Origin of the sequence: Idiomarina zobellii (assembly GCF_900100855.1) — a bacterium.
GTDB classification, from domain to species: domain Bacteria; phylum Pseudomonadota; class Gammaproteobacteria; order Enterobacterales; family Alteromonadaceae; genus Idiomarina; species Idiomarina zobellii.
Genome location: NZ_FNCB01000001.1, coordinates 405,536 through 424,342, shown reverse-complemented (window position 1 = coordinate 424,342; position 18,807 = coordinate 405,536). Strand labels below are relative to the sequence as shown.

Below are 18,807 nucleotides of genomic sequence, written 5' to 3'. Positions count from 1 at the left end.
GTGTGGCACCACCTGAATCCATCCCGAACTCAGCAGTGAAACACACCAGCGCCGATGGTAGTGTGGGGTCTCCCCATGTGAGAGTAGGTCACCGCCAGACTTCAAATAAAAGAGCCCCAGCCGATTTTGGCTGGGGCTTTTTATTTTGTGTGTTGTGCTACTCGAGCATGGGCATGTGACAAAATCGCCGGGAGCGATTTTGAACGCACGTTAGTGCGGCCCGAAGGGCGGAGGGCAGGAAGCCCGGAGTAAAGTAGGACACCGCCAGACTTCCAATTTAAGAAGCCCTCAGCTGATGCTGGGGGCTTTTTTTATGCCCGTCCTCCCGGAACTGCCATCACACCTGATGCAATAGCATTAGGCGACTCGCAGGATGTTCGTTATTAATTCTCTATCGTGTAGATAAGATCGCCACCTTGTCCCTCTGACGTAGAAATTGATTCAAAAATCAATTGGTCGGAAAGGCTGTACCTGAGAATGAATGTAGAGGTGGGCTCAATTAAGCCTATTCCATACTTAATATAGAGATCTGGAGATAAGTGTTTACCTATATATAAAGACGTATCGTTTACATCGCTTGTTTGTGAGTCGATAGAAACTTCGTCTAAGTCGAATGTTTCCTTTAGTCCTTCAGTTAAAAATTTTGTACTACGTCCGCCAACTAATAAAGCGGCTTGGAGTTCAAGGTTATCTACATCACCTTGGCTGCCAGGCGGCTTTCCGAAAAGCAAGTAGGAAAGAATAGTGCTATCCGGTAAAGGTGGGGTCGAAAATAAGCCTAATTCGGGTTGCTCTATACTTCCTGTGATACGTGCTCCAATTTCATCAGGAGGTCGTTGCTCGCCAGCGGTTGACGAGATATCCCTTGTAACACGCAGGTTTAATGATGGGTTGCTTAGTGGTACGTCATTAAAGAGCAAGTCGCCTCTTTCGACTGTTAATTTTTGTCCATAAATCTCATATTGTCCGGTTGTAACTCCAATTGTTCCGTCCCCTTTGGCTGGGGAGTTCGGTTGTTGAGTGATTCGAAGACCACCTTCTAACTGGCCAGAAAAACCGAGAGCTTTAACACGAACATCTTCCCCTAATGAAACTCTTAAATCCGTTTGTGTTTTGAATGTCGATGCCTTCTTTTCTTCATTTTTTAGCCTAACATCGGCTGACTCTGTTTCCGCTTGGTTTAGCTCTACCGGTGTTATGCGTGCCTTCGGGATGTTTAAGTTCCCGCTAAGACTGACAAGGTTCTTATCGATACTGATTTGTATTTCAGGAGAGGCTTCTATGAGAATATCTGAGGTATCGACAATAAGCAGCTCGTCACCATTAATTTCTAATTCTCCACGGCGTTTGAATAGATTTAGCTTGCCATCAATATTAAAGTTGCCGTCTCCGATGAGTCCTGCGGCATTTACTTCAAATTCACCGGAGTTAGCATTTGCGTTTAAAGCTGCGGTCAGGTCACTGATCATTGTTCCGGACTTAAGTACAACTACTTGGTTGGCATTTAGTTGAATGTCTCCCGATGCAAGGGGAGACGGAATGGTTCCGCTAATACGCAGGTTTGCAGACGCTTGACCATCGCCAATATCTAATTGGGGAGTTAATAAATTGGCAAGCTCCAGAGTTTCAGACCGAAGAACAGCGGTGCCGGACAAACTGCTGTTTAATGACAAATTATCAGTTCTTAAAGTACCGTCAAGATTAAGTCCTTGTTGTTTAGCGGCAGCCTTTAAGTAAACGGCTAATCTCTGCTCTTTAGTTTCAGCGTTTAAACTTAACGTATCCAGAGTTACTGTTTCTTCAGCGACTTCGACTGTACTGTTGTCTGCGTTTATAGATGCATTTAATTGGCTTAGTTCGGCCGTATTGGTATCCACTTTACCGTCGACATTAAGCGTTAGTTTCCCTGCTAAATTATAAGGCGCGGAAGGAGCTATAAGTGCCTGTATGACATTTAATGGGACTGACTGCGCATTAGCGTCGAAAGACAACAGGTTTTCTGTCTTTTCCAGTTCAACACATAATGGGGATTTTAACCCTTTATACCGGAGACATGTGGGCATTAGACTAAAACTCATGTTCTCGTAATTTAATGAAACCTGAGTCGGTTCGGTTAAAAACACCTTGCTATAGTCAGGATGATTTAGCTCGAATGTATCGAGGTGCATTGTAAAGTTTGGTTGATTCAACTGGCCTTCAATAGTGCCTGAAGCCAAAGCAGCACCTCTTAGTGTCGATATATCATCTAATCGATTTGACCGGACCTCCCAGTATAGTGCCTGACCTGGGCTTAGGGCCCCGTTAACGGTAAATGACTGTTCACCCCAACGACCTTCCAGTTTGTTAATAAACAAGTAAGGATCAACGTAACGCATAGAAATATCGCTGGTGACTTCATCGCCTTTATAGAGGCCTGAGATGTTGGCAGCTAAAGAAATATCATCCGCCCAATCAACGGTCGTTTCAGCAAGAATGGTATTACGGTCCTGACTGACCTCTAGTTCTGTGACATGTAGCCGACTTGGAGTCAGTGTTGCTTTGGCGTTTAAGTTCAGTGGTGTTGGCAACACCCCAGACAGATGACTCGATAAACGAATGGATAAGTTGTTTAGTGATCCTTTTATTTCTACCTCACCATTTTTTGCAAGAAGGTTGTTCGGCTTATAGAAGAGCTCGCTCCATTGGGTGGTGAGTTGAAAACTTGGCTCTGAAGTAAGCTGTGAGATGTCACCGTTAACGAATAAATCACCATTAATATCACTATCTGAGCTGACTTTAAGTGCATGAAGCTTTATAGCGTCCGCTTGATAAGATACTTCGCCAGCTATCTTTACTGGTTGTTGGTTCACGACAATGGATAGATCAGGCGAGACTAAGGCTCGCTTCACATCACCCTCTCCTGCGATAGCTCCATTGAAGGCAAGGCTTATATTTCCTGCGCCAAGAGCGTTTAACCACGGGGTTAAGTCATTGTCACTCCATTGGCTGCTAAAAGACCATGTTAGATCTTCTAAAGGCTCGAGAACCGTTGCCTCTACTGAGCCACTGATACTCTCAGTAAAGTGATTGTTAGCGACAATTTTTTCTATATTTCCTTTAAACTTACTGTCTACTGTCAGTTTCGGGTAGTCCGGTGAATGCAACCGAATCTGGCTTGTAAGCGAGCTTTTAAATGGATAGGACAACGAAGATTGACCACTTATGGAGGCCGTCATGTATTGGTGAGTGGCGCTTAGATTTCTTAACGAAACGACTCCATTAGTATGGGCTTTTACCGAAAGAGTCATATCAAGCGTTTGCGCGGGAGCGTCAAACAGAAAGAATAAACTGTCAGACAGTGTTAGCTTTTTAATATCAATGGCGAGTGGTAACTCTATTTGTATATCTTCAACAGAGACAGGGCGCACATCATCGCTTGAACTAGCGTCAGAGGGACGAAGTCGGATCTCACTGTGCTGGCTGGCAATGTTCTTTACAGTAACACTGCCTGACAGTAGAGCTAAGGGTTGCCAGTGAATCTTTAACTCTTTTGTTTTATAAGCAAATGACTCTGATTCGACATTTAGCCTCTTAAAACTAAAATTACTGAGCAGCTTGCCTTGAAACTGTTCATAACTGATATCGACGGGAACGTAATGAATAGATTTTTCTATAACCCAACGGCTGCCGACTTCCGTGCCCAAAAGCGCCAGGACTATTGTGGGCAGTATAATAAATACACCTAGTATTATGCTTGCCAACCAACGGTAAATACTCATAGGTCAGGCCCTAAAGTTAAGTGTAAGCGCCAGGGTTTATCAGGTTCATCAATGGCTTGAGCGAGGTCGAGCCGAATAGAGCCGATGGGAGATATCCAGCGAATACCAAAGCCAACACTCTGCTTTAACTTTTCGTTGGGCTCAATCATAGCATTGCCGATGTCGGTAAAAAGCGCGATTCTCCAGTTCTCTTTGAACCGGTAGTCGACTTCAGCACTGGCAGTGGCCAAATAACGTCCACCGATGACGGTACCGGTATCATCTTCAGGGCCAAGTTGTTCATAAGCATAACCGCGGACACTGTGGTCACCACCGGCAAAAAATCGTAGCGATGGAGGGAGCGCATTAAAGTCCTCGATATAGGTCGCCCCCAGATTCGCTCGTGTCAGCACTCTGAAACGCTCTGTCAAAGGCAGAACAGCTTTGAATCCTAACTCTAAGCTTGCCATGTTCGCATCAGATAAAACAGCGTCATTTGCCGCTTTTAGAGTTGCATCAAAACGAAACCCTTTATCGATATTAAGACGGCCATCTGCGGACATATAATTCCAGCTTGAGTGAGGAATTAGGAACTGACTGGTGCCTATGGTTTCACCAATTTCAAAGTCGTCGCGCTGCCAGCTTAAACCGAACTCATGGCGCCATTTACTCATAGTCACCACACTGGATGCACCCAGTCTATATAAACGGCTCTCCTGACCTTCGTTATCTTTGTCTGAGACCTCGGCGTTAAAACGGTAATAATCCGATTGTGGATTTTGCCCCGGGATAATGTAATTTGCACCAATGCGGCTTTCAATTTGAGAGACTTGAGTCATGCCACGCAGTTGATGCCCCTCTGAATTTACCCAACGCCGATTCAGACTGGCACTAACTCGCGCACCAGTATCTGTGCCATAGCCAATCCCATATTGATATTGGTTTCTATAGTTTGCCGTCGATTTAACATCAATAGGCACATGGTGCTTTTTAGAGTCATTCCATCGAGGGGTAACCTGAACTTGCGAAAAATAGCCACTGTCGAGCAGTGCGACTTGTAAATTGCTCAGCTCCTGGCTCGTATAGCCATCGCTCTGCTCGAAAGGCACAAATCGCTGCAGTAGATCATCATTTAGGATGTCTTGCTCAAAGGTTACCGAGCCAAACCTGTAGCGTTGACCTGACTCGAAAATAACATCGATATTAGCGGTGTTTTTATCAACATCAATTTCTACATCGTGTTTATTGAAATGCGCATCGTGGTAGCCGCGACGGCTTGCTAAGGATAAAAAACGAGACTTTAGTGCTTCATACTGGCTGTGAATAAAACGCTGATTTTCTTTCAGGTCACTGTTTTTTAACAAGGCGAGGAAGACATCATCATCTGAGGCATCACCATTTATAATCCAACTGTTTTTCGTTATGCGTGCGGGCTCATTCAATACCACCTCATACGAGGCAACCCAACCGCTCTCAACACTTTCTAGTTGAGCATTCACTTCAACCTGATAATATCCATAAGGACGCAATGCTTTTTGAATATCGTCAGGGGCTTGTCGGTGTAGATACCGAACTCGATAGTCTGCGTAACTCTCGCTATCATTGAGTCGGGCAATTTGTAGTAGCGTCATGACATTGTCATAGGCTTTACCGTCGACACCCGAAACTCTTACTTCTACGGAAGCAAAAGTCAGACAGCTAACGAATAAGCTACAAGCAATAAGAATACAGCGAATGTAAAGCATTGATGTGTTTTACCATAAAAAAGGTGGCAACATAATCTCATTGTTTGAGACTCTGTGTCACTCATTGGGTTCAACTTGGAGACATTATGGCGATAGAAATTACAACAGCAGAGAAACGGTTATTACAAAAAGTGAGTATACCGCCACGACCGCAAACTCTGTTAACTGTTAGTAGTGAAGCCAAAAAAGAAGAGCCCGATGTGTCCGTTATTGCTGAGGCCATTGCTTCGGATATGGGGATTGCCGCTGCGGTTTTGCAAGTGGTGAATTCTGCAGCTTATCGGCGGGCAAAAGAAATAGACTCTATCCAGCAGGCGGTTATGACGCTGGGTTTTCGACGAGTTTTCCCTATTGTAAAAGCGGTAGCGTTAAAGTCCGCGCTTAAGTCGGACTATGATCTTAATGAGTTTTGGCGTTATAACGAGTGGGTGGCAAGTGCTTGTGTGATGGTTTCAGAAGCCGTCGGTAAACCTGAATTGAGAGACCATGCATACATGCTCGGTTTATTTCAAAGCTCTGGTATTCCTGTCATGCTGTCAGAATTTGATGAAGAGTACTCTGAGCTAGTGAACGCCTCAAGCAGCCAACCATGGCCTGAAATTATTGAACAAGAGCAGCGTAAGTTTAATACGACTCACACAACTATGGGTGCGTTGCTTGCTCAGCAATGGAAGCTCCCAAAAATTGTCGTCGAAGTTATCTATTACTTGTTTGATGACAGTTCTATTTTTTCAACATCGAGTGAGTTATCCAACATAGCCTTAGACTTGCTGGGTATTTTGAAAATATCGCGCTATGCCATTGACCTGCGCACCCGAAGCCTGGCCGGTCAGGACGAGTGGCAATCGGTACAGGACGGTGTTTTAGAGCACTTTCAAATCGATGAATTTAAGGTGGAAGAGATTGTTGAATTGGTTCATGAAGAGCTGTTCGACGTAGAGCATTAGTCTCGCTGGTTAAATTATCTGCAAACAACAGGCTAAGAGCCAATAAGTACTTGTACCACGGCTTGTTGTCGGTATAATCCTTCCCTCGAGAGTTAGGGGCGTAGTTCCAACTGGCAGAACAGCGGTCTCCAAAACCGACGGTTGGGGGTTCGAATCCCTCCGCCCCTGCCAACTCTTTACTAGTCTTATTTATCCTGCTCAATTACACTACATTCATCTCTATTCGGTAACTTAGTCAAACGGTAACTCCTATGGATGCTCAGTGGACTTCTCAACAGCTGCAAGCACTGGCTGCTATGAACATTCCTGTTTGGGAAAAAACACCTAAAGAAAACCAATATTACTGTTACAAAATGGGGGCTTACTATCTGGTGGGAGAGTCGCAGTTACCTGTTGAGCTACCTCAGTGGTTTAAGGACTTTTGCTTGTGTGTTGGTGAACGGCCAGTCGCTGTAAAAGCAGCAGAGAATTCTGACAAATGTTTTAATTACGACAACTGGTTTGATGAAACACCGACAGCCACATTTAAAAAAGAGCTGTGGCGCAGTTTAAGCCATGCCTGAAATAACCCTTCGAAACTTTACGCCCGATAAGGCGTGCTATGAGGTTGAACGGCGAGCTCATGAACACCCCTGGAGCTTTTCAGTTTTCAGCCAAAGTCAGGGGCCGGCTTATTACAATCGGCGGCTCACAATTGATGGAGAAACGATAGGCTATATTATCTGTCAGCAGGTACTGGACGAGTTGACGATTTTTAATGTAGCGGTTGATCCAAAGCATCAAGGGCATGGGTTTTCGCATTACTTGATGAAAGATGCCTTAAACTATGCGCACCAGAACAAAATGTCAGTATTTCTTGAAGTACGCGCGTCCAATACAACGGCAATTAATTTATATCGAACGTATGGGTTCAGCGAGCTGGCTAAGCGCTCCGACTATTACAAAACCCATAATGGCTACGAAGATGCTTTAGTCATGAAGTGGCAAAGCGAACAGAATTAGGAGAAGTTTATGCCATCTGAAAATCAAGCTCAGGCTTTGCAGGTACTGTCCTATGTTGATTTAACGTCACTGAACAATGACGATGATAAAGCCACTATTGAATCACTCTGCGCGAAGGTGACTATTGGTAGCCAATCAGTTGCGGCTATTTGCGTTTTTCCTGAGTGGGTGGCAACAGCACAAGCCTATTTCGAAAAGCATGATCTGAGTATCCCCATAGCAACGGTCACTAACTTCCCGGACGGCAGTACAAATATTGAAAGAGCTGCGGCTGAAACCGAACGAGCTATTGCGGCGGGGGCACACGAAATTGATGTTGTCTTGCCATATCGAGCGCTGTTAAATGGGGACGAGAGTACGCCTGCTGAGTTAGTTCGTGAATGCAAAGATATATGCGGTGACGAAGTGACGTTAAAAGTCATTATTGAATCGGGTGAGCTTAAAACACAGGATGCTATTGTTGCGGCCAGTGAAATTGCTATTGCTAATGGGGCAGACTTCATTAAAACATCGACTGGCAAAGTTGAAACGAACGCAACGTTATCAGCTGCTCAAACAATGCTGGGTGTCATAAAAGCGAGTGGCAGCGACTGCGGGTTTAAGGCGGCTGGCGGTATTCGCACGGTAGAAGAAGCTATGCAATATATTAACCTGGCCGAGGAAATTCTTGGTAAGGACTGGGTGACTCCTGAGCACTTCCGAATTGGCGCAAGCAGTTTGTTGAAAGACGTACAGAGCATTTTGGATAACCGCTGATTATGTTTTTGGCGCAAGATAGTATTCGCAAAAAGCGTGATGCTCTTCCGTTAACTCAGGAAGAGATTCACCATTTCGTCAATGGTATTTGTGATGAGAGTGTGAGCGAGGGACAAATCGCCGCCCTCGCAATGGCTATTTATTTTAATGGTATGACTGCCAATGAAACACTTAACCTGACTAAAGCCATGCGCGACTCGGGAGATGTCCTAAGCTGGCCTAAGTCAGAGTTTGATGGCCCCATTTTGGATAAGCATTCCACGGGTGGTGTTGGCGATGTCGTAAGTTTGATGCTTGGACCTATTATTGCAGCGTGTGGTGGTTATGTGCCGATGATCTCAGGGCGAGGCTTGGGGCATACCGGCGGGACTCTGGATAAGCTTGATTCTATTCCGGGTTATTGTTCGACACCCGACAATGCAACCTTTAAGAAAGTCGTAAAGCAAGCCGGTGTGGCTATTATAGGCCAAACCAGCAACCTGGCACCGGCCGACAGGCGGTTTTATGCAACGCGGGATATCACGGCAACTGTTGAATCCATTCCGTTAATTACAGCGTCGATTTTATCGAAGAAACTTGCCGAAGGGCTGGATGGCCTGGTTATGGATGTTAAGTCCGGTAATGGCGCCTTTATGCCCTCTCATGAAAAGTCACTAGAGCTGGCCCGGAAAATTGTCGAGGTAGGTGGGCAACTCGGAGTGTCTACATCCGCTTTGGTGACTGACATGAATGAGCCGTTAGCGTCGGCGGCCGGTAATGCGCTGGAAGTGACATTGGCGGTTGACTACTTAACCGGCAAGCATCGTGATACGCGTCTTCATGAGGTAACTGAGTCACTGGCTGTTGAATCATTATTGTCCGGAGGCCTGGCGAAAGAGCGAGAAGAAGCCAGGCTGCGGGTAAGTAAAGCATTAGACAGTGGCAGCGCTGCCGAGCGGTTTGGCGAAATGGTTCGTCTGCTGAATGGGCCGGCTGACTTCATTGAAAGACCAGCGCATTATTTATCCGCAGCTACCATTAACGAGCCTATCTATCCGGCTGACGAGCAATTAGGAATGTATCTTAGTGAATACAATACTCAGTCAATAGGTATGGCGGTTGTGCAGTTGGGCGGTGGTCGCCGTAAAGCCGACGATAATCTGGACTTAAGTGTTGGCTTTAAACATATAATCCCACTTGGAACTCAGCTGAATAAGCAGCAGCCGGTTGCGTGGGTCTGTGGTAATGACAGAGATAAAGTGGATACGGCACGAGAGATGTTTTTGTCGGCAATAACCTGTGCTGAAGCGGCGCCTATCCTTAATCCTGTGATATACGAACGGTTAGCAAGGTAACGTTATGGCGCGAGCAATTGTTATTGTCTTAGACTCTTTAGGTATTGGTGCTGCTCCTGACGCTGATAAATTTGATGACTCAGGAGCCGACACCTTCGGGCATATCGCTGCGGAGCGCAACAAGTCCGGTAATGCGATTAACATACCTAATCTTCTCAAGCTGGGGCTGGGCGAAGCTCATAGAGGCGCTGTTGGACATTATGCTGATGGTATAACAGAGTGTCAGACCGATGGAGCCTATGCCTGGGCTGCGGAGGTATCATCTGGTAAAGATACACCGTCGGGTCATTGGGAACTGATGGGTGTGCCGGTGCACTTCGACTGGGGCTATTTCACCAATAAACAGGACAGCTTTCCGCAGGAGTTACTGGAAAAAATTCAAAAACAGGCGGGTACTCCACCTAGTTTAGGTAACTGTCATGCGTCCGGTACCGAAATTATTCAGCGACTGGGACAAAAGCACATTGAAACCGGGGCGCCAATATTTTACACCTCTGCAGATTCGGTTTTTCAAATAGCGGCTCATGAACAGCATTTTGGGCTTGAGCGGCTCTATAAGCTCTGCGAGCAAGTAAGAGAGCTGCTGGACGAATACAACATTGGCCGTGTTATTGCGCGGCCCTTTGTCGGCGAAACACCTGAAGATTTTGTCAGAACAGCCAACCGCAAAGACTATTCGGTGCTGCCACCAAAGCCGACCGTATTGAACAAATTAGAAAATGCCGGTGGTCAGGTGATTGGTATTGGCAAAATTTCCGATATCTTTGCGCACAGTGGTATTAGTCAGTCGTTTAAAGGTAAAGTTCTTGCTGAGCTAATGGACGAAACTTTAAAGGCAATGAACAGCGCCGCAGATAACAGTCTTATTTTTACGAACTTGGTCGACTTTGACACGCTATATGGGCATCGACGCAACGCAAAGGGCTACGCCGAAGAGCTGGAACGTTTTGACCTTTGGTTGCCAAAAGTCATCAGTGCCATGAAAGAAGATGATTTGCTTGTGCTAACGGCTGATCATGGCTGTGACCCAACTTGGCCGGGTAGCGATCATACCCGAGAATATGTTCCATTGTTGCTATCGGGGAACAAGATCGAGCCAAAGAATCATGGCGAACGACAGAGCTTTGCCGATTTAGGTCAAACGCTCTGCCGTTGGTTTCAACTCACGCCAATGGATGAAGGTCAGGCTATCGACATTTAGTCAATGCGATAGCGCTTTACATTGTCTTCGAGCTGGTGAGCTGTGTCCGTAAGCTCGCGCATATGCTCACCCGCTTGTTGAGTACCGCTGGCAGTTTGCTTAGCGATATCGACAATCTTTGTCATGTTTTCATTAATGGCTTCAGACACAGAGGTTTGTTCTTCCGCCGCCGTCGCAATTTGAGCATTCTGGCTATTGATAGTATTCACCGCTTCCAACACTTGAGCCAGTGCCGTTTCGACTTCTGCAGCTTCAGCAACACTGGTTTCGCTGCCTTCTTTAATAGCAGACATCACCTCTGATACCTGTTTGCTGCCACTTTGTAACTGCTCAATCATGCTTTCAATTTCGTGAGTACTGTCTTGTGTTCGTTTTGCCAGTGTACGAACTTCGTCAGCAACAACAGCGAAACCGCGTCCCGCTTCACCCGCACGGGCAGACTCAATAGCGGCGTTTAACGCCAATAAGTTTGTTTGTTCGGCAATGGCACGAATAACATCCAGTACTGAGCCAATATCAGCAGAGTGAGCATTCAATCTTTCTACTTCAGACGAGCCATCTTCTACTTTTTCAGCAAGGCCATGAATAACATTAACTGCCTTAGTTAACAGATGGTTAGCCGAGTGCACAAGCTCTTCTGCTTGTTCAGCTGCGCTTGAGGCTTCGCTTGCGCTGCGGGCAACTTCCTGTGACGCTGTCGCAAGCTCATTAATAGCAGTCGCAATTTGCTCGCTTTCTTCCTGCTGCTCGTTAACCCCATTACGCGCTTCGGTAAGTACACCGTCTAAACGCTGAGTCGAGTGAGTAACAGACGTTGCCGATGCTCTTATGTTAGTCACCATATCGGAGACTTGGTCGGCAAAGTTATTAAATGCCTGTCCGAGTTCAGACATTTCGTCATTGCTGTCTGTATCTAAGCGTTGGGTCAGATCGCCATCGCCCTTAGCAATTTGATCCATGGCATCTAATGCACGTTTCAATGGTTTTGTAATTCCTTTTACGACAAACAGGGCGAGGGCGGCTATGATAAGCAGCACAATAATAGATGCGATGATGGTGCTTGCGGCCGACTCTGTCAGGGCATCGTCAACGTTACCTTCGATAACTTGCGTTTGCTCTTGTAAACCCGCTGTCCAAAAGCCGGTACCAACAACCCAGCCCCACTCTGAAAGCATATCAGCGTAACCTAATTTGGGGTTCACCTGGCCTTTGGTATTTTCCCAGTCATACTCAACAAAGCCTCCGCCACTTTCTGCGGCCTCAATAAGCTCACGAATGAGGAGAACGCCGTTTGGATCTTTAAAGTTGTATAAGTTCTTCCCTTCCAGAGATTGGTTAACACCGTGCGCGATGCTATTTCCTTCATCGTCATAAACAAAGACGTAACCGACGTCGCCGGAATCATCGAAGCGAAGCTGGCGCAAAATTTGTTTCGCGCGCTCTTGGCGCTCTTGTAAAGAGCCTAAAGAGTCATCTGCAACCAAATGTTCAATTGAGCTCATGGCCAATTGCAGATAGTTACGGACTTCCTCCCGGGCGTCTGTTTCCATTTGCGACTTAAAGTCTGACACTGCGTTCTGAGCAACTTGTGTCGATTGCGACAAGTTGTACCAAGTAAGGAAAACTGCAATCAGCAGTGGTGGAATGAGTGCCAGAGAGAACACTTTAGCTTTAATGGTCAATCTCATAGTTTCGTAGCCTTGGTCATGACGTTAACTTGTCTATTTTAGTACAAGCTAAACAACTTATCTGTTAGACATTTGTGGAATCTTATTAAGTCGGTGTTAGTCATCCTTAATTTGTGTATCGGCAGCAGATAAGCGAAAATAAGGCCAATTAATTAATAACCGAAATTGAGTGCTGTTAATGTCTGACGCAAAGTTACATGAAGAAGTTGAAAAAAGACGTACATTCGCGATTATCTCTCACCCTGATGCTGGTAAAACGACCATTACTGAAAAAGTGCTTTTACACGGGCACCAAATTCAAAAAGCGGGGACGGTAAAGGGGAAGAAGTCCGGACAGCACGCAAAATCAGATTGGATGGAAATGGAGCAGGAGCGGGGTATTTCCGTCACCACATCGGTTATGCAGTTTCCGTATAACGAGGCGCTGGTCAATCTTCTTGATACCCCGGGGCACGCAGACTTCTCCGAGGATACTTACCGCACGTTAACGGCGGTAGATTCTTGTTTAATGGTTATCGACGGTGCGAAAGGTGTCGAAGACAGAACCATTAAACTGATGGAAGTGACGCGTCTGAGAGACACGCCTATTTTGACGTTTATGAATAAGCTTGACCGCGATATTCGTGACCCACTTGAACTATTGGATGAAGTGGAAGACGTTCTGAAAATAATGTGTGCGCCTATCACCTGGCCAATTGGCTCGGGGAAAAACTTCAAGGGCGTTTACCATTTACTGCGTGACGAAGTCATTCTGTACAAGACCGGGCAAGGGCACCGTATTCAGGAAGAGGATATTATCAAAGGCCTGGACAACCCTGAACTTGATGAGCGTCTTGGCGTGTGGGCTGAAGAGCTGCGTGAGCAAATCGAGTTGGTCGAGGGCGCGTCGAACCCGTTTGACTTAGAGATGTTCCTGGCGGGCGAATTGACGCCTGTCTTTTTCGGAACCGCGTTAGGTAACTTTGGTGTTGACCATATGCTTGATGGCCTTGTTGATTGGGCGCCTAAGCCGCAATCGCGCGAGACAGATGAAGGTAGCTTTGTCGAGGCTGATAATAAAAACTTTTCAGGGTTTATTTTTAAAATCCAGGCGAATATGGACCCTAAACATCGAGACCGGGTGGCGTTTTTGCGAATCGTTTCGGGTAAATATGAAAAAGGCATGAAAATGCGGCAAGTACGCACCGGCAAAGATGTCCGAATTAGCGATGCTCTGACGTTCCTGGCGGGCGACCGATCGCATGTTGAAGAAGCTTACCCGGGCGATATTATTGGTTTGCATAACCACGGGACGATTCAAATAGGCGACACTTTCACCGCCGGTGAAGAGTTTAAGTTTAGCGGTATTCCAAACTTTGCACCTGAACTGTTCCGCCGTATTCGCTTGAAAGATCCGCTTAAACAAAAACAGCTGTTAAAAGGCCTTGTTCAGCTCTCAGAAGAAGGCGCCGTGCAGGTATTCCGACCGCTTATTAGCAACGACCTTATTGTTGGGGCGGTTGGTGTGTTGCAGTTTGATGTGGTGGTACACCGTTTGAAAACGGAATACAAAGTGGAAGCTATTTACGAAAACATCAATGTCGCTACGGCGCGTTGGGTCATGTCGAAAGATGAGAAAAAACTGGACGAATTCCGCCGTAAAGCGGAGTCGAACCTGGCGCTAGATGGCGGTGATAACTTAACCTACATAGCGCCGACCATGGTTAACTTAAGTTTGGCCGAAGAGCGCTACCCAGATATTACCTTTACACATACGCGCGAGCATTAACCTTTTATGCAGCTCTTTGATACGCACTGTCACCTCGACTTTGAAGCCTTTGATAAAGATAGAGGGGCAGTGCTGAAAAGAGCGAGAGAAGCAGCTGTATCGCGGTTTATGGTGCCGGGGGTAACGCGTAAACAGTGGGATAAATTAGTACCTTTAGCGAGTGAGTACTCCTGCTGGTATTATGCGCTGGGGTTACACCCATGGTTTATCGATGAGCATAAAGACAGCGATGTGGAAGAGCTTGAACGTCAGCTGGAAAAACAACAAGGAAAAGTCAGAGCCGTTGGTGAAATAGGACTTGATAGAACCTGTCCAAATTTCGACAAACAACACCGTCTTTTCATTCGTCAATTAGAGCTGGCGAAGTGCTTTAAACTTCCCGTTATTATTCACCACAGAAAAACACTGGATCGCACCCACGCAGATATTAAAAAATATGGGCCGGAAAATGGCGTTATCCATGCCTTTAGTGGCAGTCATCAACAGGCTATGAAGTTTGTTGAACAAGGTTACAAGCTTGGAGTGGGCGGAGTGATTACTTACGAGCGTGCTCAAAAAACACGTCAGGCAATAAAAGAAGTACCGATAGAAAGCCTAGTGCTTGAGACGGATTCGCCCGATATGCCGGTATCTGGGTATCAGGGGGAGAGGAATGAGCCCTCTCGAATGCCACTGGTTTTAGAAGCCTTAGCCAAATTAAGAAACACGAGTGAAGAAGAGCTGGCTTCGCAGCTTTGGCAGAATAGTGTTGCGCTTTTTAGATAATACCTAAAGTAACGCCTATTTCTGCCAGTATCGGTCGCGTATTCGGTTGAAGCCCAGCATAATGAAAACACCAGCTAACATAGCGAGCAAGAGTAAGACTTTCCCCTGTTGTGATAATCCATCGTGCGCTTGTCTGCTTTGGGCTAACAAGGTGTTTTTATCAAACACGATTTGAATATAACCACTGATATTTTGCTCTTCGTTAATTTCTTCAACCAGTATCCAGGGATCTGCTTCTAAACTGGCTGTGGGCCAATCAATAATAGAAGTCACCTCTCCGGCGGTGACGATATCCTCACCAAAGCGGTCGCGAATAACCGCAGACAACACATGAGGTTGGTCGGTGATATACTCCACAAGCTGTTGTAGCTTGTCGGTTTCCTGTTGTTCAACCCAGTAATGCGCTTCATGCTCAACCTGCTTCATCAGCAGCTCGGTTATTGACTGGGTTTGGTTAAAAAGTTGCTGCTGTGACTGAACACTGGCAATATTCCAGACGTTCATAATAATAAATAACAAACCTGCCGCAGCACCAAGTCGCAAAGCACGTTTGGTCGCGATGTGCATAAAAGCGCGAGTCTTATCTTGCAGCAACCAACTTTTTAGTGGCTGCCAGAGATTAGTTTGTTGAGTACGCATAAAACAGGTTCAGGAGTTTTTGGTTCATGAAGTATCCGTCTGGTTTAATCGTTTTCGATATGGATTCTACCTTAATTGGTATTGAGTGTATCGATGAAATTGCTCGACTCAATGACTGTTATACTAAAGTTGCGGAAATAACAAAAGCCGCCATGGAGGGAAAAATCGACTTTAGTGAGTCGCTGCGTCAGCGTGTCGCCTGCCTCCAGGGCGTTAGTGAGTCTTCACTGCAGCGCTTATTTAACCCCATTCCCTTGCATCCTGGCGCGCAAGAATTGTTTGCCGAATTAAAAGAAAAAGGTTGGCGGCGAGCTATAGTATCAGGCGGATTCACCTGGTTTGCTGACAGACTGGCTGCTGAGCTTCAGGCCGATGCTGTGGTGGCTAATCAGTTAGAAGTGAAGGACGGACAGCTAACGGGGCGCGTAGTAGGTGACATTGTTGATGCAAAAATTAAAGCCCAGTCGCTTCAGGATTTAGCCAATCAATGGGGCATTCCTATGTCGAAGACGGTCGCTGTTGGTGACGGCGCTAATGATGCAATGATGCTGGAAAACGCAGCGGTTGGTATTGCTTATTGCGCTAAACCGTCACTTAAGCGTATTGCGGATTATTGCATCGAAGAACCTGACCTGTGTCAGGTTCTTACCTGTTTAAGTCACTCAAAGCTTCTCTAACCATGCGGTTAGTCGCTGCTCTTGCTCGTTAACTGAAGCGGTGTCGGGTAGCACGAAATTGAGTAAGCTTGAGGTGATATCGATAGTCTCGGCAACACCGAAAATTTTCCACAGCTCCTCTTCCAGATCTTCAGCTTTATAAGCCGCATAGTGACTCATATAAGCCAATTCTGCTTGAATAAACTGGATATCCGGTTTACCGGCTCTTGATAAATTAACGGTAATGGCACGGAATACTGAACTCGGCAGGCACTGGTCAATAAATCCGTCGATGTCGTCAGTGGCATCTGTTTCGCACCACTTCGTCTGAACAATGTATTCACCATTTTGACGATAGAGCCTAATCAGGAGCAGGAGAGACTCAGGGAAAGCATCTCGCTCCATAGACTTGAGTTTGGGCTCAAGAGTATCAGCTACAGCGTTTCCACGCAGCAGGGGTTGTAAGTTAATAATGGCGTCTCGACTACCCGGTAACTTCTGCAGCATGCGTAACCAACCTGACGTCCATTGAGGCATACCAGCCCGACGCGCAGATAACTGTTTCTGTTTTGAACGGTTAAAGAATATGGGTATTGCTGCTGGCGCTTCACAGTAAAGGTTTCTTAAGCACAGAGGGAGTCCATTAACGGATGTATTCTCGACTTGAAGCTTCAGTACGTCTCGCTGCTCGCGGATAAGAAAACGAATAAAATCTGAGCCTTGGTGTGGCTCTGCCGTTGTATCCGCTTTCAGCCGTAAGGTCGTCCCCGCCCGGTCTGTTGAAGCAACAATGTACGGCAGTTCATTGAGTTTGGCTTTTTTATAGGTTTTCAAGAAGCCCGTCATGGAGATATAAATCGTATCGCCCGCATTGATGTTCGCCGGGTTATCCATTTGTACCTGTAAGCCACTAATGGAAAGGTCGATAACCATTGCGTCCCTGACAAACTTGCCTGCTTTGACGCGGCAGCGGCTGCGATAATTGAAACGTCTTTCTTTGCGCAGATTAACGAACTCCAGACGGGCTTCTTTGGTTCGTAACGGCACAGCGGGTGGATGTGCGAACGCCTTTATTGACGGCAGCTCAGCTTTATTAAGCTCGACCGTTGTTAAACCGGAAACACTGGATGTGACGTCTGAAACCGCGGCCAAATACTTCAGTGGTTTCACCGCTTGCTTCACTTCTGCTGAAGGCGGATTTATGCGAAACGGCACTTTTATATGCTCAGGAACAGCTTGTGGCTGCCATGCCCGCTCACTATCACTGCGGCGAATATCAATCTGGAGTACTCGCCAGGAGGCTTTTTGACGGCCAAAGGCAATGTAAGTATCCCAAAGGCCGGAGCGCTTTAATTCATCAGCGGTGGCCGAGTAGTGATAGATTTTGCCGCGAGCTGTTATTGAAAAACTCAGGACGATAATTTGTGCAGTCCCCTGGGTCTCTATTTGCTCGAGAATTTGCTGGCTCCGCCGAACATTAAATATCGAGCCGAAACTAATTTGGTTCAGCTCATTTAACCAGGTGTCTAAAATAAAACGGTTGTTGTCTGTGGTTAATACATAATCCGCAATTAGCCGTTTATTCGCTTCTGAAAAGTAAACTGGTAACTGGCGCGTTCTTGGCAAGAAGAATTGCTCATGCCCTTTACTAATGACACTGTCGTAGGTGTTATCAATATTAACGCGGTAGCGTTTTTTGTAGCCGTTGATGAAACGCTGGAAAAAGCTATCAAGTTCGTCGGAGCGAAACTCTGATTCGCGGCTTAAATTAATGTACTGTTTTCCACCAATGTGTTGTACGCCAACAACAATATAAGGAATGCGCATTTCCGGGTCGACGGTAAACTCTTTGGCTAAACCAATAAAAGATAATTCAACCTTGTCTTGTTCCGTTATGTCTCTTGATTCGTCGAGCCTTACGCGCATACCGGTAATGGATATATCGGCGGTTATACCTTTGAATTCCTGCTCTGCGTCATCGGTTAAAAGTACATCTATGGTAAAGTTCATGCGCTCTTCTGAGCGGTATGGATAACGACCGAAGTTAAAGGTCTCCACTAGGTAGGAATAAGGCTCATTAGATTCTGTTCTAAAAGGTGACTGGCCGCTCACTGGTTCGGCATTTTGAGAAGCGAGACTTTGTGCGTAAGCGCGTTCTTCTTCCTGAGCCCGGCGGAGTTGGTTATCGGCGTCAAGAATTTGCTCGAACGTGTCCTGAGTAAAAACGCCTTTATAGGTGTCTAAGCCTTTCTCAAAAATTTCTATAGCAACGCTGTCGAGCTGATGCCTGCGACCCTGATGCTCATAAGGAAAGCATTCGTCATCGACTTGATTCCGTAAGTCAACCGTTCGACGACAAGGAGCGGCGAGTCGGTTAAGCTCCATTTTTAATTTGAAACGAGTGGGACCATCCAGATCTTTGGTTAAGGCCTGGAAAATAGCGTCGAAATCAGAATCGTAAACAACGGGTTTCAACTGATCAATTAATTGGTCAAAATAAGAATTTGGCATCAAGATCCATTTTTATTCGTTATTCTTGAATATTACCTCATATTAAAACGAGAAGCAG

14 protein-coding genes, 1 tRNA gene and 1 rRNA gene are annotated in these 18,807 nt (G+C 46.1%); 11 read left to right on the top strand and 5 right to left on the bottom strand.

Translation table 11 applies throughout. The features are described 5' to 3' along the window. Positions 1-100: ribosomal RNA gene (gene rrf, locus BLT32_RS02065) — 5S ribosomal RNA — on the top strand; the annotation flags it as partial. A 283-nt stretch (positions 101-383) separates the two neighbouring features. Here the strand turns inward: rrf and BLT32_RS02060 are convergent. Together BLT32_RS02060 and BLT32_RS02055 are read right to left on the bottom strand one after the other, a co-directional pair. After that, the gene (locus BLT32_RS02060; RefSeq protein ID WP_053952632.1) at positions 384-3,758 is read right to left on the bottom strand and encodes a translocation/assembly module TamB domain-containing protein; all 3,375 of its coding nucleotides are present in this window, start codon (positions 3,756-3,758) and stop codon (positions 384-386) included. Then, positions 3,755-5,482: an autotransporter assembly complex protein TamA gene (locus BLT32_RS02055; protein WP_053952631.1), complete on the bottom strand. Its 1,728-nt coding sequence runs from the start codon at positions 5,480-5,482 to the stop codon at positions 3,755-3,757. Before BLT32_RS02055 ends, BLT32_RS02060 begins: the two co-directional genes overlap by 4 nt. Positions 5,483-5,568: 86 nt before the next feature. On the opposite strand from BLT32_RS02055, the gene BLT32_RS02050 reads away from it, so the two are divergent. The 7 genes from BLT32_RS02050 (at position 5,569) to BLT32_RS02020 (ending at position 10,722) form a co-directional block, all read left to right on the top strand. Beyond that, complete coding sequence (locus BLT32_RS02050; protein ID WP_053952630.1) at positions 5,569-6,429, top strand: HDOD domain-containing protein; 861 nt, start codon at positions 5,569-5,571, stop codon at positions 6,427-6,429. Positions 6,430-6,523: 94 nt separating this feature from the next. Continuing rightward, positions 6,524-6,600: transfer RNA gene (locus BLT32_RS02045), tRNA-Trp, on the top strand. A gap of 80 nt (positions 6,601-6,680) precedes the next feature. Beyond that, positions 6,681-6,992 carry a hypothetical protein gene (locus BLT32_RS02040; protein WP_053952629.1) on the top strand — a complete coding sequence of 104 codons (312 nt, stop codon included), beginning with the start codon at positions 6,681-6,683 and terminating at the stop codon, positions 6,990-6,992. Then, a complete protein-coding gene (gene rimI, locus BLT32_RS02035; RefSeq protein ID WP_053952628.1) occupies positions 6,985-7,431 on the top strand; it encodes a ribosomal protein S18-alanine N-acetyltransferase in 447 nt (148 codons plus the stop codon). The genes BLT32_RS02040 and rimI overlap by 8 nt, the downstream gene beginning before the upstream one ends. A gap of 9 nt (positions 7,432-7,440) precedes the next feature. Further along, the gene (gene deoC, locus BLT32_RS02030) at positions 7,441-8,187 is read left to right on the top strand and encodes a deoxyribose-phosphate aldolase (protein ID WP_053952627.1); all 747 of its coding nucleotides are present in this window, start codon (positions 7,441-7,443) and stop codon (positions 8,185-8,187) included. Between the two features lie 2 nt (positions 8,188-8,189). Then, positions 8,190-9,521: a thymidine phosphorylase gene (gene deoA / locus BLT32_RS02025; protein ID WP_053952626.1), complete on the top strand. Its 1,332-nt coding sequence runs from the start codon at positions 8,190-8,192 to the stop codon at positions 9,519-9,521. A 4-nt stretch (positions 9,522-9,525) separates the two neighbouring features. Continuing rightward, positions 9,526-10,722: a phosphopentomutase gene (locus tag BLT32_RS02020; protein WP_053952625.1), complete on the top strand. Its 1,197-nt coding sequence runs from the start codon at positions 9,526-9,528 to the stop codon at positions 10,720-10,722. Here the strand turns inward: BLT32_RS02020 and BLT32_RS02015 are convergent. Further along, the gene (locus BLT32_RS02015; protein WP_053952624.1) at positions 10,719-12,410 is read right to left on the bottom strand and encodes a methyl-accepting chemotaxis protein; all 1,692 of its coding nucleotides are present in this window, start codon (positions 12,408-12,410) and stop codon (positions 10,719-10,721) included. The genes BLT32_RS02020 and BLT32_RS02015 overlap by 4 nt on opposite strands. Before the next feature lie 178 nt (positions 12,411-12,588). On the opposite strand from BLT32_RS02015, the gene prfC reads away from it, so the two are divergent. Next, on the top strand, positions 12,589-14,178 hold the full coding sequence (prfC, locus tag BLT32_RS02010) for a peptide chain release factor 3 (RefSeq protein ID WP_053952623.1): 1,590 nt from the start codon (positions 12,589-12,591) through the stop codon (positions 14,176-14,178). Positions 14,179-14,184: 6 nt separating this feature from the next. Continuing rightward, positions 14,185-14,943, top strand: coding sequence for a TatD family hydrolase (locus BLT32_RS02005; protein WP_053952622.1), 759 nt, complete (start codon positions 14,185-14,187; stop codon positions 14,941-14,943). Between the two features lie 15 nt (positions 14,944-14,958). On the opposite strand, the gene BLT32_RS02000 is transcribed toward BLT32_RS02005, so the two are convergent. Continuing rightward, positions 14,959-15,582: a YtjB family periplasmic protein gene (locus tag BLT32_RS02000; protein ID WP_235443935.1), complete on the bottom strand. Its 624-nt coding sequence runs from the start codon at positions 15,580-15,582 to the stop codon at positions 14,959-14,961. A gap of 26 nt (positions 15,583-15,608) precedes the next feature. Here BLT32_RS02000 and serB point away from each other — a divergent pair, with 26 nt between their 5' ends. Then, entirely contained in the window at positions 15,609-16,259 is a 651-nt protein-coding gene (serB, locus tag BLT32_RS01995; RefSeq protein ID WP_053952621.1) for a phosphoserine phosphatase SerB, read from the top strand. Here serB and BLT32_RS01990 read toward each other — a convergent pair. Continuing rightward, positions 16,245-18,749, bottom strand: a complete 2,505-nt coding sequence (locus tag BLT32_RS01990) for a PilZ domain-containing protein (RefSeq protein WP_053952620.1) — start codon at positions 18,747-18,749, stop codon at positions 16,245-16,247. The genes serB and BLT32_RS01990 overlap by 15 nt on opposite strands. Between the last annotated feature and the right edge of the window lie 58 nt (positions 18,750-18,807).